Below are 13,673 nucleotides of genomic sequence, written 5' to 3'. Positions count from 1 at the left end.
ATTACTTGTTCTCGTTGAGGGGCGGAGGCGTCGGAAGCTTCGCCGATATGCCGGGGCTGCGCGAGTGGTCGAGCTTGGCGTTGGCGAGGCCGAGCAGCGAGCCGGCATAGGCGCCGGGGGAAGCGATTGCCTTTTCCTTGGCTGCCGATCCTGCCGCCCATCCGGCATTTCCGATCCCTGACGCCATGCCACGGAGCGCGGCACCCGCCATAGACGAGCCCCCTGCCCTCGCCGCACTTGCCGCCTGAGCGCCGGTCCTCGCAGCGCTTGCGCCAAGAAAGGCACCGCCGGCGGCGAAGGTCGCTGTCTGCCCGCCGTGGCGGATCGCTTCCATGCCACCCGAGACCGATGCGCCCTGGACAACGCCCTGAATGATCGGCGGCACATACATAGCGATGACGAACACCACCACGGAGATGCCGGCGATGGCGAGCGTGGTGATGAACTGGTCGGATTCGGCCGTCGGCGCTTCGGCCAGTCCGAGAAGAATATCGGAGCCGATCTTGGCGATCATGACAAGCGCCATCAGCTTCATGCCGACCGAGAACGCATAGACGAGGTACCGAACGGCGAAATCCTTGGTGTAGGAGGATCCTCCGAGGCCGAGCATGATCATGCCGGCGAGTAGTCCGATATACATCTCCACCATGACTGCAACGAAGATCGCGGCAACGAGGCTGAAAGCGACGACGATCACCACCATGGCGAAGACCGCGGCGATTGCCAGCGCGTTGTCCTCCCAGAGCCCGAACTTCGCCTGTTCGGACATTTTCGAGGCGACATGGATGCCGGCGTCGAAGATATTGGCGGGCGAGGCCGAACCGCCGTCGGCGCCGATCTGAAAGAGGCTGTCCACGATCGCTTTGGCCAATGACGGACCTCGATCGAGGATGAAGGCGAACAAGCCGATGAACATGATACGGCGCACCAGTTCAGCGAACCAAGCGTCGAGCGAGGCGGCATTGATCGCTAGCCACACCGCCGCTATCCCGATCTCGATGCCGGCGAGGATCCAGAACAGGGAGCGCGCGGCATCCATGATCGTCGATTCCCAGCCCTTAGTGGCCGTGACGACCTGGTTCTCCAGCGTGGTCAGGACCTGGCCCTGCTGGGCGAACGCCGGCGAGCTCGCGATCAGCAGGATCGCAACGACAACGAAGGTCGTTTCGAGCGCACAAGCGCGTTTGAGACTCACCATCTCGGCTTCATCTCCTGTCCGCTGCGGATGTCGCGATCCCTATCGCCGCCAAAGAACTTCTCGCGGCGCTTGGCGCGCTCTGCGTCGGAATCGGGAGCGGCAAGAGGGCCGGCGGGTGAGGTGCCCGGCTGGACAAAGACCCAGACGGTAATCCCTCCTCCGACGAGAGCGATAAGTGTCGCAATCACGACGGCGACTTTGAGGCTCACCAGCGGGGCTCCATCGTCTGGCCGCCGCGAATGTCGTTCGCCGGTGCGTTGAAGAACTTTTCGCGGCGGGCCTGGGCGACGTCCTTTTGCGCCTGCTCGGACTGGTACCAGGTGCCCATCATGGTCATCTGTTGCGAGACGAGACCGCGCAGTTTCCGGAGCTGCGCGACTTCCTGCGCCGCGATCTGATGCCCGACCTGCAACGCCTTCATCTGGCCGTCGGCGCTCTCGGACATTGAGCGGAGGGAAGCCATGGTCGACTCCTCGCTGGAAAACTGCTCGGCCGTCAGGTTCGCTGCCTTCAGCGTGCCGCCGATCGTGTCGCGATTGGTGTCGGACCAGCTTTGATAGGTGGATGAGAAGGCCTCTCCGTTTGGCAGGTTGGTTTTCATGTCGGCGAAGCTCTGGAAGCGCTGCTTCAGCACGTCGTCGATATTGCCCATTGAGAAGGCGACGCCGTTCCCCTGCGCAACGATGCCCTGCAGGCGGTTGAGGTCGTTTTCGACCTGACCCCAAATGTGATTGGGCAACTGCGCCGTGTTCTGGAGCATGTTCTGATAGATGTTCAGCTGATTTTGGATCTGCTCGGCGAGCTGAGCGATCTGCTTGACCTGGTTTTCGACTTGCACGCCTGAGCTCTCGAGGAGCTTGACGAGTTCGGCGTTGTTGGCGAGCTGCGTCCATTCGGTTGCCTGTCCGGTTACGCCGCCGGCGAGAGCCAAATGAGGAGCGGCGAAGGACAGCATTGACACGGCGATGACGGCGCCGCGCGCCGCCTCAAGCCGCCGGGAAAAGCGAGTTGGCATGGGCTATCCCCCTCTGCTGGAGCCAGTGACGGGGCCAGTCGGCCCCATATTCGATTTGAAGGGCGCGGATGCGCTTGAGGTCTTCCTTGCCCGACGCCCCGACGAAGGAGAGTGTGACCGGACCGAGCGCCATGTCGAACAGCCGACGGCCATCCGGCGAGGCGACGTAATATTCGCGCTTGGGCAGCGCTCTCGCGACGATCTCGATCTGGCGCTCATTGAAGCCAATCCGCTCGTAGAACTCCCGCGTGCCGGGCTCACGCGCTGCCCCATTCGGCAGGCAGATTTTTGTGGGGCAGCTCTCCTTCAGGACGTCGATGATACCGGAGCGTTCGGCGTCCGATATCGACTGCGTGGCGAGCACGACGGCGCAATTGGCCTTACGCAGCACCTTCAGCCATTCCCGGATCTTGTCGCGAAAGATCGGATGACCCAACATGAGCCACGCCTCATCAAGAACGATGAGGCTCGGATTGCCCGTCAGGCGCTTCTCGACCCTGCGGAACAGATAGGTGAGCACCGGAACGAGATTGCGCTCGCCCATGTTCATGAGCTCTTCGACCTCGAAGCATTGGAAAGCGCCAAGCGCGAGACCGTCTTTCTCCGCGTCGAGGAGTTGTCCCATTGGCCCATCGACCGTGTAGTGATGCAGCGCGTCCTTGATCTCGCGCATCTGCACACCGCTCACGAAATCCGACAGGGAGCGGCCGCGCGACTCCGCCATTAGGCCGATCTGCCGCGAGATCGCTTTGCGATGATCCGGGATCACGGGCAGGCCCTGCAGCGTGACCAGCGCTTCGATCCACTCGCACGCCCAGGCGCGATCGCCCTCCGTCGCCAGCTCCGCGAGCGGACAGAAGGCGAGACCAGGCGATCTCCCCTCCCCTTCTCCGGCCGCGTCGCCACCGATCTCGTAGTGATCCCCACCGATGGCCAAGGTCAGCGGCAGCATCGAGCGACCCTTGTCGAAGGCGAAGAGCTGCGCGTCTGCATAGCGCCGGAATTGGGCCGCGATCAGCGAAAGCAGCGTCGATTTGCCCGAGCCGGTCGGACCGAAGACAAGTGTGTGGCCGACGTCGTCGACATGCAGGTTCAACCGGAATGGCGTCGAGCCGCTGGCGACCTGGCAGAGCGGCGGCGAACCCGGCGGATAGAACGGGCACGGCGCCAAAGGGTTTCCCGACCAGACGGAGTTCAGCGGCACTAGGTCGGCAAGGTTACGGGTGTTGATCAGGGGCTCGCGGATGTTCGCGTAAGACACCCCCGGCAGACTGCCGAGAAAGGCATCGGTCGCATTGAGCGTCTCGATCCGCGCCCCAAAACCTTCCGCCTGGATGAGGCGCCGGACCGCCTCGCATTTCTCCTGAAGCCGCTCATTCCCGTCGTCGAAGAGCACGATGACTGGGGTGTAGTATCCATAGGCGACGAGCTGCGAAGCGGCCTCGGCAATGGCGTCCTCGCTCTCGGCCACCATCGACATTGCGTCCTGGTCGAGCGACCGGCTCTGCGTCTGGAAAAGCTGGTCAAAGAACGGGCGAACCTTCTGTTGCCACTTCTTTCGCGTGCGCTCCAGCTTGACACGCGCTTCCTGCTCATCGAGGAAGACGAAACGGCTCGACCAGCGATAGGTGATCGGCATCAGATCCAGCGCATTCAGGATACCGGGCCAGCTTTCGGCTGGCAGACCGTCGATAGCGACGACACCGAGAAAGCGATTCTCCACCTTTGGCGTCAGACCGTGCTGAAGTTCGGCCGTGACCAGCCAGTCGAGATACATCGGAATGTCCGGCAACCGGACCGGATGGTTCTCGCCGGTGATGCAGAAGCGGATGAACTGGAACATCTCGTCGTAGTGCGCCACGCGATGGCCGCTGCGCTCCTCGATCTCCCGTGTCACCATCCGACGGATTGAGACGACATTCGCGAGATACTGCTCGACTTCGCGGGTCGACGTCCGGAACCTGTCGAGGATCGTATCCGCGTAGGTGGCGGAGCGGCTCGCAGTGTCCGAGTAGACATAGCGAGTCAGAGCTGATCGACGGGGTTCAGGCGGGCGCCAGGTGAGGATAAGCGCATGCCGACTTTCGAAATGCCCCCTCTCCCGTTCGAAATGGGCCCGTCGCTCAGCATCGATGGCGCGCGTCACCGGATCGGGAAAATGGCAGGCTTCCTCTGATGGATAGTCGGTCGTCGGCACGCGGACGGCCTCGACCTGGATCATCCACCCCGAGCCCAGCTTCGAAAGGATCGCGTTGATCTGCCGGCTGATTTCGTTGCGCTCGGCATCGGTCGAGCTCTCGCTGTCCGGCCCAGCGAAGTACCAGCCGGCCATGAGCGAGCCGTCCTTGAGCAGCATCACCCCGTTGTCGACCAAGCCCGCATAGGGAACAAGATCGGCAAAGGAGGGACTAGATACCCTGAATTGCTTCAATGCGACCATGAGCGGACCTCAGTACCGTCGCCATGGCGTCGAGGTCGCCCGGTAGCAAGGTCTGAAGGAGATGTGGCGAAGATAGACCCGGCGCATCAGCGGGTCAGACCTTGCCATCATGCGAAGTGCTGCCACCGCCACGAGCCAGGTGGCGATGCCGAAGAGGGCCGCATACCAGGTGAGCACGACGAAGATCAGGATCACGGCCGTGAGACCCGTGAGCAACACCAGCTCGCGATCGGCACCCATCAAAAGGTTCGGGCGAGACAGCGCGCGATGGACGCGGGAGCGCACCAGGCTGGAGCTGGGGTCACTCATTGCGCGCCCTCCCCCTGCGGGCGAGGTCTGCGATCATGCTGTCGTCGATGGTTTTAGAGGGTCGCGGTTCCTCACCAATCGTTGCGCCGGTTGCGCCGAAAAGGCCCACGATCTGCGTGGCGCCAAGCAGCACGCCTCCGACGAGGGCGATGTAGCAGAGCCGTCTGGCGAAATCGTTGAGTTCGCCGCCGAAGATGAGCATGCCGCCGGCGATCGCGACGGCGGCGAGCGCGATGAAGCCGGCCACGGGCCCGGTGATCGATTGCTGGATCTGCTGAAGCGGCGCCTCCCACGGCAACCCGCCGCCACCCGACGAGGCCAGCGCCGGACTCGCGAGCGCAAGCGCGGTCAGGACCAGAAGCCCACTGGTCAGGAGAGATCGGCGGTCACGCTGCATGGCTGTCCTCGTCAGGCTGGGCGTAATGTTCGGTCTGGTATCGGGAGCCGTCGAACCCCTCGACGTGAATGATCTCGCGGACGCGCCGCCCTCGTCCGGTCCTTTCGATCGAGACAATGAGATCGACGGCTTCACCGATAACCTCTCGCATCGACTGTTGGCTGGCCTCCGAGATCAGCTGCTCAAGGCGCCTGAGCGCAGACATCGCCGTATTGGAATGAACGGTCGTGACGCCGCCGGGATGGCCGGTGTTCCAGGCTTTCAGGAGTGTGAGTGCTGCGCCATCACGAACCTCACCGACGATGATCCGGTCGGGGCGCAGACGCATCGTGCTTTTGAGCAGACGCGCCATATCTACCGTGTCGCTCGTATGGAGTGAGACGGCGTTCTCGGCCGCGCACTGGATCTCCGTCGTATCCTCGAGGACGACGACCCGGTCGTCGGGCGAATGCTGGACGACCTCGGCGATGACGGCGTTGGCGAGCGTCGTCTTTCCCGATCCCGTGCCGCCGGAGATGACGATGTTCAGGCGAGACGCGATCGCGTTGCGAAGAACGGACGCCTGCTTTTCGGTCATGACCCGCTTCGTCACATAATCGTCGAGCGGGATAAGCCGGGATGCGCGCCGGCGAATTGTGAAGGCCGGCGCCGACACGATTGGCGGCAACAGCCCCTCGAAGCGATGCCCGCCGATCGGCAACTCGCCGGAGATAATTGGTTGGTCGTCATCTGCTTCGGACTGGAGAGCGTGTGCTACGCTTCCGATGACGATCTCTGCGGCCGCTGGCGTCATCTCCCCGGCGGGGGCAACGCCGTGGCCGAGCCGCTCGATGAACAGTTTCCCGTCCGGGTTCAGCATGATCTCGACAACCGTGGCGTCATCGAGCGCCAGGCATAGATGGTCGCCCAGGGCGTCCTGAAGCTTGCGGACAAGCCGCGAGTGCGATCGAAGATTGGGCACCGATGGCCTCTCAAGCTGCCTGCCGCCGCGCAGTCTGAAACGCCGACCTGTAGCCTGGCGGACAAACCTGCATAAAACTCGCCCGGTTAGCCGGAAGTATCCCGGCGATGGCGATCGTGTTGCCGATGCGGCAGGGCATTCCGAGCCGCTTCATCGGCCAGCCGGCGCGATTGAGGATCCGTTCGAACCTGAGATCTGTCGCGGTGGCGATCTCCGTATATCCGTTCAGCATCGACCATTCGATGATGGCCGCGAACATGGTGAGCGTTGCCTGATGCAGCGGCCCTCCCCTGCCCTCGCTGGATGTGGTGTCGACACAGAAACGCGAGCTTTCGATCAATCTGGCATGCGCATTGAGACGGCCGACCGCGAGCAATTGCGGAAACGTCCGCTCCAGCATTGTGTCCCCAAGTGCGGGAAGCAGGCGCGCACCCCCTATGATGGCGCCGTCGTCCGATGTCACCACGATGTAAGTCGGATCGAGCAGGTCAAACTCGTCGGTTTCTCGGTTGTTGCGGACATGCACGTTCCACTCCAGTCGGTCAGCAAATATGACCGCTCGCAGTCGACAATAGGCATCGATGAGTTCTCGGTCTCTCTTCCCCGAGCCATTGCGTATTGCGCGTGCCAGCATTCGCCGAAGCCCCTCACTGATTGCGATGAGCTTCATCAATCACAGATGGCCACGCTGCTGGAGCTGTAGAATTCTACAGTCCCTGAGTCGGGTCTACGGAGGGGCTGACGGGCCTGAAGCTGGTAGTGGCCGCGGAATTTCCGGCGGTTTACCTCCGAGATTTAACGGGGGTCCCGGCTGAGGGTTGGAGAACACAAGGAAGAGCTTAAGCGCTTGAATCTATGTGTCAAATTTGGGTTCCGAGTCTGCCTGATCGGCAACTTATGGATCTGGCGTTAACTACTTGTTAACTCTATTCTCCTTGCCACGAGAGGGGAATCGGACATACTGGCGCCAAATTGGCCGGATCACCGCATTCTGGCGCTATTTTCTTCCCGGAGCCGGTCAGAATGAGTGCGCTTCCACCTTTCGAATTTGACGAGAAGATCCTGGCGCAAGGCGCCGAGATCTCCCGTAAGCTCGACCAACTGCGACTGGAGAAGTTTCCGCCGAACGCCAAAAAGACACTTCGCCGCTTCCCTATGTCGGAGGTCGCACATTACCTCGGGATCAGCCCGAACAATCTCAAGCGTCTCCACCTCGAAGGGAAAGGCCCCGAGCCACTCATAGCGGCTGGCGGGAGACGCTTCTATACCGCCGAGCAGACGATCGAGCTGCGGCACTATCTAGACAAGAACGGCCGCTCTGACGCCAAGAAGTATGTTCCTTCCCGGAAGCCCGGAGAGAAGCTTCAAGTCATCGCAGTTGTGAACTTCAAAGGCGGCTCTGGAAAGACCACAACGGCTGCTCATCTGGCGCAGCATCTCGCGCTTACCGGGCACCGGGTTTTGGCGATCGACCTCGATCCGCAGGCGTCCCTGTCGGCATTGCACGGGTTTCAGCCGGAACTCGACGGCAATCCGTCGCTCTATGATGCAATCCGGTATGACGAGAGGCGTCGATCCATTGCGGACGTGATACTGCCCACGAATTTTCCCCTGCTCGAGATCATTCCAGCCAATCTCGAATTGCAGGAATACGAGTTCGACACTCCCCTCTCCATGCAGACTTCGAATGAAGGCAAGAGATTTTACAGCCGGCTTGGGCGGTCATTAGAAGAAGTGGATGACCGGTTCGATGTTGTTGTCATCGACTGCCCACCCCAACTCGGCTTCCTCACTCTGACAGCGCTCACCGCATCTACTTCGGTCCTCGTAACGGTCCATCCTCAGATGCTGGACCTGATGTCGATGAGCCAGTTCCTACTCATGCTGGGCAATTTCGTCGCCTCCATCCGCGAGAAAGGTGCGCCAGTAAAGATCGATTGGCTCCGCTATCTGATCACTCGCTTTGAGCCGACCGACGTCCCTCAGACGCAGATGCTGGGATTCATGCAATCCATCCTGGCGGAGGAAATTCTGAAGAATCCAATGGTCAAGTCGACGGCAATTTCCGATGCCGGCTTGACGAAGCAGACGCTGTACGAGGTCGAGCGTGCGAACTTCAATCGCGACACCTACGACCGTGCGATTGAAGCATTGGACGCGGTGAATTTCGAAATCCAGGGCCTGGTTCACAAGGCTTGGGGCCGGCTGTGATGTTGACTGCCGTCAAAACAGTCAAAAGTTACGGTGTTTTCAATAGCATAAGAGATATTTGAGACCGCGCGATGGCTCGTAAAAACCCTTTCGCTAACATTCTGGACAGCGACGAGAGACCTGTCGAGCGCTCGGTGGTCGAATATGCGGCGAGGGGCGCATCTCGATCGATTCTAAGCACGCTGGACGAAATGGCGTCGCGCGCGGATAAGCTCGCATCGGGAGAGACCATTGTCGAGCTCGAGCCTGACGTCGTCGATGTCTCCTTCGTACGCGACAGGCGTGCCGACAACGAGCAGGAGTTCAGCGAGCTCCTCGAGGCAATACGCGAGAACGGCCAGAACTCCCCTATCCTGGTCAGACCGCATCCAAAAGCAACCGGCCGTTACATGGTTGTGTTTGGACACCGGCGCGTTCAGGTCGCCAAGGCGCTTGGCCGAAAGGTACGAGCCGTCATCAAGCAGATGGAAGATCGTGAGCATGTCCTCACGCTCGGGCAAGAGAACTCGGCTCGCGCTAACGTGCCGTTCGTTGAACGCGCGCTCTTTGCCGCGGATCTGGCACGGCTCCGCTACGACGAGGACAACGCGACCATCCTCAAGGCGCTTTCGATCGACCGCACGACACTGTCGAAGATGCTGTCCGTGGCAGCCCTCCCCGCTGACATTCTCGATGCGATTGGCGAGGCCAAAGGTATTGGTCGCGATCGCTGGTATGAGCTCAAGCTGCTCATGGACAAGCCATCGAACCACGATGTGGCTTCAGAGGTGGTCAACGAGGACGGCTTTGCGGTTCTTTCGAGCGATGCTCGCTTTGATCTTCTCGTGCGGCGGCTGAAATCAGCCTCCTTTCGAAAACGTACCCAGTCTGGCCCGCAAAAGCGCAGCTGGACGCCGAAGGGAGGCTCCCTTTCGGCTGACATAACAACTGACGCAAAACGCTTCACCTTGGCGATCAGGGCCAAGAGTTCGGAAGCGCGTGCGTTTGGCGACTATTTGTCGGAGAACCTTGATCGTCTTTATGAGGCGTTTCGACGGGATTCGACGCAACCGAGAGAGGAACCGTAACCGCAAAGGAAAAAGGCCCCCGAAACGAGTTCCGGAAGCCCTTCTCAAGATTGAACACCTAGAGAATCGCATTTCCCGGAATCACAGTCAAGAGTCCCGTGAGGGGCAAACGCCGTTTTCGGCGGGCCTAATTCTTTTGCCTAGCGATAGGTGAAGGAAGATGGGGACGCATATTGCAACGACGCCCTTTGGGCGGCGGCCGATGACGCTTGGCCTGATTTCAAGCCAGGCAACGGCCAGGAACGTCAAACAGGACGCCAAGGTCTCAAAATGGCAAGTCTTCCGCGACATTCGCGAGGCCAAGGAAGCCCTTGGGGCAACTGATCGCGCCCTGGCGGTGCTCAACGCCTTGCTGACGTTCCATCGCGACGAGGAACTGACTGGGGAGGGCAATCTCATCGTCTTCCCGTCGAATGAGCAACTCATCCGCCGCGCCAACGGCATGCCACCGACCACGCTCAGGCGCCATATCGCCGTGCTGGTGGATTGCGGCTTGGTCATCCGCCGCGATAGCCCGAATGGCAAACGATTTGCCCGCAGAGGGCAGGGCGGTGCGATTGAGCAGGCCTACGGCTTTGATCTGTCGCCGATCCTGGCGCGCGCCGAGGAGTTCCGCGAGCTCGCGAGCGCTGTCGCGGCCGAGCGCAAGGCGTTCCGCCTGGTCAAGGAGAGGCTGACGATCTGCCGGCGCGACGTGGTCAAGCTGATCGATGCCGGCGTCAACGAGAGTGTTTCGGGTGATTGGCGAGGGTTCCTGCGCCGCTATGAAGCTATTATTGCCCGGCTGCCACGCACTGCCCCAAGGCAGGTCTTGGAGGGCATAGCGTCCGATCTCGAAGACCTCTGGGTCGACGTGCATCAGACGTTGGAATTGTTCGTAAAATCGCAGAATCCGGACGCCAATGAGTCCCATTCTGGGCGCCACATACAGAATTCAAGCCCAGATTATAATCCTACCGGTGAATCTGAAAACAGCTCAGGAAATAAGGATGAAGCCGGCCGCGACGCCGAGCATAACGACAACGTGCGCAGCCTGCCACAACGGGATGCGCCCTTGGGAATGGTGCTGAGCGCCTGCCCTGACATCGCCAACTACACGAAGGGGACGCAAATCCGGACCTGGCGAGACTTTGCCGCGGCTGCGGGCAGGGCGCGGCCCACTATCGGGGTCAGCCCAGGCGCCTGGCAGGAGGCGGTAGAGGTCATGGGCTCACAAAATGCGTCGATTACTCTGGCTGCGATCCTGCAACGGGCTGAACATATCCGCAGTTGCGGCGGCTACCTGCGGGATCTCACGGAGAAAGCGCGGGCGCAGAAATTCTCGGTGTGGCCAATGATCACCGCGTTGCTCAATGCCAGGGTCGGGGCGCTTGAGAAGGCTGCTGCCGGGAAAGGGGCCGAGGAACCTCCGATAGGGTTGAATGCCGTGGGCAGCTCGCTGGATATCAGCGATGCACTGCGCGACAGCATGAAGAAAAAGGGCTGGTAGCCATGTCCCGATCATTTCGCCCTGTATCGCCAAGCGTGGCTGTGCCGGCATGGATCGGCGCACGATTGATACGTCAGGGGACAGTCTGTCATTGACTTTCGCCCTCCCTGCTCAAGTTGGTAACCCATTGGGTTATATGGACTGATGCAGACAGTTGTCGAGACACCATTGTTCATGAAGCCGGCAGCTGAGCTGTTTAATGAGGATGAGCGAAATGACGAAGTTCGGCGCCGATCTGATCCAGGCGATGTCGGAAGCTTTGGCTCACGCGCAAGGCAAGGACGTTCCCGGCATCAAGGTGCACAGTGTGGAAGTTAGCGCTGTGGATGCAAAAGCGATCCGCAAGAGGCTAGGCCTGACCCAGGATGAGATGGCAGCCGTGCTGGGAACCAGCCCGTCCGGCTACAAGAAATGGGAGCAGGGGAAAAGGCAGCCGAGCGGGGCCGCGCGTACCTTGCTTCGCATCATGGAGAAAGAGCCTGAGGCCGTGTTGCGAGCCCTGTCGTCTGAGAGGGAGACGGCCAAAGAACCTGCCGGTGCATCGCACTGAGCAGGGGAGGGGGCTTTCTACAATCCCGACGCCTTGGTGAGATTGACCCGGAAACGATCGCGCCTCCGCTGGTATTTGCGGGTCATTTCCGCGCTCGTGTGGCCGAGTTGCTTCTGGACATAGCGTTCGTCGACCTCGGCCGAGGACGCCAGGCCTGCTCGCAGCGAATGGCCGGCAAACATCATTCCGCGTTCGCCCTCGGGCAGATCGCCGCGCACACCGGCTGCCAGCGCGGTGCGTTTGACCAGGCGGGCGACCTCCTGGTCGTTGAGCCGCTCGGCGCCGACCGCCTTGCCGTGACCCGTGACGCGGCGAAATAGAGGACCGTGGGCGATGCGCCCGAGTTTGAGCCAGGTCTCCAGCGTCACGACCGGGCAGGTCGCGTCAGACGAGCCGCGCCCGACCTCGACCTCCCGCCAGCCCGTCTTGCCGCGTAGGGTTATCAGGAGGCCCTTCTCCAGGATCTCGATCCAGCCGCGGCCATCTTCGGTCTGGTCGCGGCCGACATCCAGCGCCACGATCTCGGAGCGACGAAGAGCGCCGGCAAAGCCGATGAGCAGCATGGCGCGGTCGCGCAAGCCGCGTAAGCTTCCGCGGTCGAGTGTTTCCAGCATGGCGATCAGATCCTCCGGCAGGATCGCCTCCTTCTGCCGAGGCGGGGCTGCGTGTCTGTTGCGAATGCCGGCCATCACGGTTGCTATGTGGCGGTCCTTGCGGTCCAGCGGCTGGCCGCGCTGGGCGTAATTCCAGGCCAGCGAGGAGAGCCGGCGTTCGATCGTCGACACCGAGCTCGGCTTCTTGTCGCCGGTCGCCGTGCCCGAGGCTTGAGCCGTGATGTAGAGCCCGACGACTTGCGGATCGGGCGGAAACATCTCGACGCCTTGCCGCCGGCACCAGCTGGAAAAATGCTTCCAGTCCGATGCATAGGCCCGCTGTGTGTTGGCCGAGCTCGCCGCCTCGACATAGTCGCGTGCGCGGCCGGCGAGGTCCTCCAGATGGCTGGGAAGGCGCTCGATGACACGCGTCGCTGCTGGAAGGGGAGGGGAGGGGACTGCCGGTGGCTCTTCTTCTGCGCGCCCCATCTCGACAACCATATCGATGATGTCGGGAAGGTCGTCCTCGTCAGGACTCATGAGACGCCTCCATTCTGTACACATTCAATGCGTACGTAGTTGCAATCGCGATCCGGCAGATGTATCTATGCTGTTCAAGTAACGTGGGAATCCAAGCGATGGCCCGGGCAGCCCTTGATGATACTGATCGGATGAACATCCGGGTAAAGCCGGAGGTGAAGGCGCGCCTGTTGCGCGCCGCAGCGCTTCGCCATACCGATCTCACCAGCTTCGTCACCCAGTCCGCGCTGCGCGAAGCCGAAACCGTAATCGCCGAAGCTGACACCATAAAGGTATCCGAGCGGGATTTTAGCCGCATCCTTGAGCTTCTGGACAATCCTCCGAAGCCGAACGCGAAGTTGCGTGCAGCGGCGGCCGCGCTTCCGAAGACCCTGTGAGCCTTCCGCCCTGGCATGAGGAGGCGATCGCCCGGTCGCACGACCGGAAAGCCTTTGACTGTGGCGATGTCGAGATGAATGCCTTCCTGCAGCGGTTCGCGCGGCAAGGGCATGAGCAGAACGCGGTGAAGTCGTTCTGTGCGGTTCCCGACGATGCACCGGAAAAAATCCTTGGCTTCTACAGTCTGGCTCCGGCCTCGGTCGAACACCACGCGGTTCCTCCCCCGATGACGAAGGGTCTGGCGCGACACGATGTGCCGGGCTTTCTGCTGGCGCGGCTTGCTGTCGACAAATCGGTGGCGGGCAGGGGGCTTGGTGGTCAGCTTCTGCTCGCCGCCGCGCTGCGCTGCATCCGCGTTACTGAGGAAGTCGGCGGTGTGCTGATGATCATCGACGCCAAAAGCAGTCGGGCCGCGAGCTGGTACGCGAGCTATGGCGCCGAGCCGCTGAATGACCGTCCAATGACGCTTGTCGTTCCGCTCAAGACTTTTGCCGAAACCTTGAAGGCCAGCGGGCACCTCTGAGG

Annotated in this window: 15 protein-coding genes; 6 read left to right on the top strand and 9 right to left on the bottom strand. The window is 61.4% G+C overall.

Features of this window, described 5'->3' with window-relative positions; translation table 11 throughout:
- Position 1 precedes the first annotated feature (1 nt).
- The 8 genes from trbL to traI are packed head-to-tail and all read right to left on the bottom strand — an operon-like array spanning position 2 to position 6,954.
- Positions 2-1,198: a P-type conjugative transfer protein TrbL gene (trbL, locus tag EJ074_RS00570; RefSeq protein WP_129552552.1), complete on the bottom strand. Its 1,197-nt coding sequence runs from the start codon at positions 1,196-1,198 to the stop codon at positions 2-4.
- Positions 1,192-1,407 (bottom strand): entry exclusion protein TrbK, encoded by a 216-nt coding sequence (gene trbK, locus EJ074_RS00565; protein ID WP_129552551.1) that lies wholly within the window; start codon positions 1,405-1,407, stop codon positions 1,192-1,194. The genes trbL and trbK overlap by 7 nt, the downstream gene beginning before the upstream one ends.
- On the bottom strand, positions 1,404-2,153 hold the full coding sequence (gene trbJ / locus EJ074_RS00560; RefSeq protein ID WP_245454890.1) for a P-type conjugative transfer protein TrbJ: 750 nt from the start codon (positions 2,151-2,153) through the stop codon (positions 1,404-1,406). The genes trbK and trbJ overlap by 4 nt, the downstream gene beginning before the upstream one ends.
- Positions 2,154-2,184: 31 nt before the next feature.
- Entirely contained in the window at positions 2,185-4,653 is a 2,469-nt protein-coding gene (locus EJ074_RS00555) for a conjugal transfer protein TrbE (protein WP_129552549.1), read from the bottom strand.
- 9 nt (positions 4,654-4,662) lie between these two features.
- The gene (locus EJ074_RS00550) at positions 4,663-4,962 is read right to left on the bottom strand and encodes a conjugal transfer protein TrbD (RefSeq protein ID WP_129552548.1); all 300 of its coding nucleotides are present in this window, start codon (positions 4,960-4,962) and stop codon (positions 4,663-4,665) included.
- A complete protein-coding gene (locus tag EJ074_RS00545; protein WP_129552547.1) occupies positions 4,955-5,359 on the bottom strand; it encodes a TrbC/VirB2 family protein in 405 nt (134 codons plus the stop codon). Before EJ074_RS00545 ends, EJ074_RS00550 begins: the two co-directional genes overlap by 8 nt.
- Positions 5,349-6,320, bottom strand: coding sequence for a P-type conjugative transfer ATPase TrbB (gene trbB, locus EJ074_RS00540; RefSeq protein ID WP_129552546.1), 972 nt, complete (start codon positions 6,318-6,320; stop codon positions 5,349-5,351). Before trbB ends, EJ074_RS00545 begins: the two co-directional genes overlap by 11 nt.
- Positions 6,321-6,330: 10 nt before the next feature.
- On the bottom strand, positions 6,331-6,954 hold the full coding sequence (gene traI, locus EJ074_RS00535; RefSeq protein ID WP_129553952.1) for an acyl-homoserine-lactone synthase TraI: 624 nt from the start codon (positions 6,952-6,954) through the stop codon (positions 6,331-6,333).
- 389 nt (positions 6,955-7,343) lie between these two features.
- On the opposite strand from traI, the gene repA reads away from it, so the two are divergent.
- From repA to EJ074_RS00515, 4 genes are all read left to right on the top strand, one after another.
- Positions 7,344-8,531, top strand: a complete 1,188-nt coding sequence (repA, locus tag EJ074_RS00530; RefSeq protein WP_129552545.1) for a plasmid partitioning protein RepA — start codon at positions 7,344-7,346, stop codon at positions 8,529-8,531.
- Positions 8,532-8,602: 71 nt separating this feature from the next.
- Complete coding sequence (repB, locus tag EJ074_RS00525) at positions 8,603-9,598, top strand: plasmid partitioning protein RepB (protein ID WP_129552544.1); 996 nt, start codon at positions 8,603-8,605, stop codon at positions 9,596-9,598.
- Between the two features lie 160 nt (positions 9,599-9,758).
- A complete protein-coding gene (gene repC / locus EJ074_RS00520) occupies positions 9,759-11,087 on the top strand; it encodes a plasmid replication protein RepC (protein ID WP_129552543.1) in 1,329 nt (442 codons plus the stop codon).
- 214 nt (positions 11,088-11,301) lie between these two features.
- Entirely contained in the window at positions 11,302-11,637 is a 336-nt protein-coding gene (locus EJ074_RS00515) for a helix-turn-helix domain-containing protein (RefSeq protein ID WP_245454770.1), read from the top strand.
- 17 nt (positions 11,638-11,654) lie between these two features.
- On the opposite strand, the gene EJ074_RS00510 is transcribed toward EJ074_RS00515, so the two are convergent.
- Positions 11,655-12,770: a site-specific integrase gene (locus EJ074_RS00510; RefSeq protein WP_245454769.1), complete on the bottom strand. Its 1,116-nt coding sequence runs from the start codon at positions 12,768-12,770 to the stop codon at positions 11,655-11,657.
- 98 nt (positions 12,771-12,868) lie between these two features.
- Between EJ074_RS00510 and EJ074_RS00505 the strand changes: the two genes are divergently transcribed.
- Positions 12,869-13,147 (top strand): DUF1778 domain-containing protein, encoded by a 279-nt coding sequence (locus tag EJ074_RS00505; protein WP_129552540.1) that lies wholly within the window; start codon positions 12,869-12,871, stop codon positions 13,145-13,147.
- Positions 13,144-13,671: a GNAT family N-acetyltransferase gene (locus EJ074_RS00500; RefSeq protein WP_127228077.1), complete on the top strand. Its 528-nt coding sequence runs from the start codon at positions 13,144-13,146 to the stop codon at positions 13,669-13,671. The genes EJ074_RS00505 and EJ074_RS00500 overlap by 4 nt, the downstream gene beginning before the upstream one ends.
- Positions 13,672-13,673 lie beyond the last annotated feature (2 nt).

It is taken from the genome of Mesorhizobium sp. M3A.F.Ca.ET.080.04.2.1, assembly GCF_003952525.1.
GTDB lineage: Bacteria > Pseudomonadota > Alphaproteobacteria > Rhizobiales > Rhizobiaceae > Mesorhizobium.
The sequence above is the reverse complement of the archived record's forward strand: the minus strand, read 5'-3'. Positions and strand labels throughout refer to the sequence as shown.

Bases quoted from the DNA above. Each gene is read 5' to 3' on its own strand.
- trbL (WP_129552552.1), bottom strand. From the start codon at position 1,198: ATGGTGAGTCTCAAACGCGCTTGTGCGCTCGAAACGACCTTCGTTGTC.
- trbJ (WP_245454890.1), bottom strand. From the start codon at position 2,153: ATGCTGTCCTTCGCCGCTCCTCATTTGGCTCTCGCCGGCGGCGTAACC.
- EJ074_RS00555 (WP_129552549.1), bottom strand. From the start codon at position 4,653: ATGGTCGCATTGAAGCAATTCAGGGTATCTAGTCCCTCCTTTGCCGAT.
- EJ074_RS00550 (WP_129552548.1), bottom strand. From the start codon at position 4,962: ATGAGTGACCCCAGCTCCAGCCTGGTGCGCTCCCGCGTCCATCGCGCG.
- EJ074_RS00545 (WP_129552547.1), bottom strand. From the start codon at position 5,359: ATGCAGCGTGACCGCCGATCTCTCCTGACCAGTGGGCTTCTGGTCCTG.
- traI (WP_129553952.1), bottom strand. From the start codon at position 6,954: ATGCTGGCACGCGCAATACGCAATGGCTCGGGGAAGAGAGACCGAGAA.
- repA (WP_129552545.1), top strand. From the start codon at position 7,344: ATGAGTGCGCTTCCACCTTTCGAATTTGACGAGAAGATCCTGGCGCAA.
- repB (WP_129552544.1), top strand. From the start codon at position 8,603: ATGGCTCGTAAAAACCCTTTCGCTAACATTCTGGACAGCGACGAGAGA.
- repC (WP_129552543.1), top strand. From the start codon at position 9,759: ATGGGGACGCATATTGCAACGACGCCCTTTGGGCGGCGGCCGATGACG.
- EJ074_RS00515 (WP_245454770.1), top strand. From the start codon at position 11,302: ATGACGAAGTTCGGCGCCGATCTGATCCAGGCGATGTCGGAAGCTTTG.
- EJ074_RS00510 (WP_245454769.1), bottom strand. From the start codon at position 12,770: ATGAGTCCTGACGAGGACGACCTTCCCGACATCATCGATATGGTTGTC.
- EJ074_RS00505 (WP_129552540.1), top strand. From the start codon at position 12,869: ATGGCCCGGGCAGCCCTTGATGATACTGATCGGATGAACATCCGGGTA.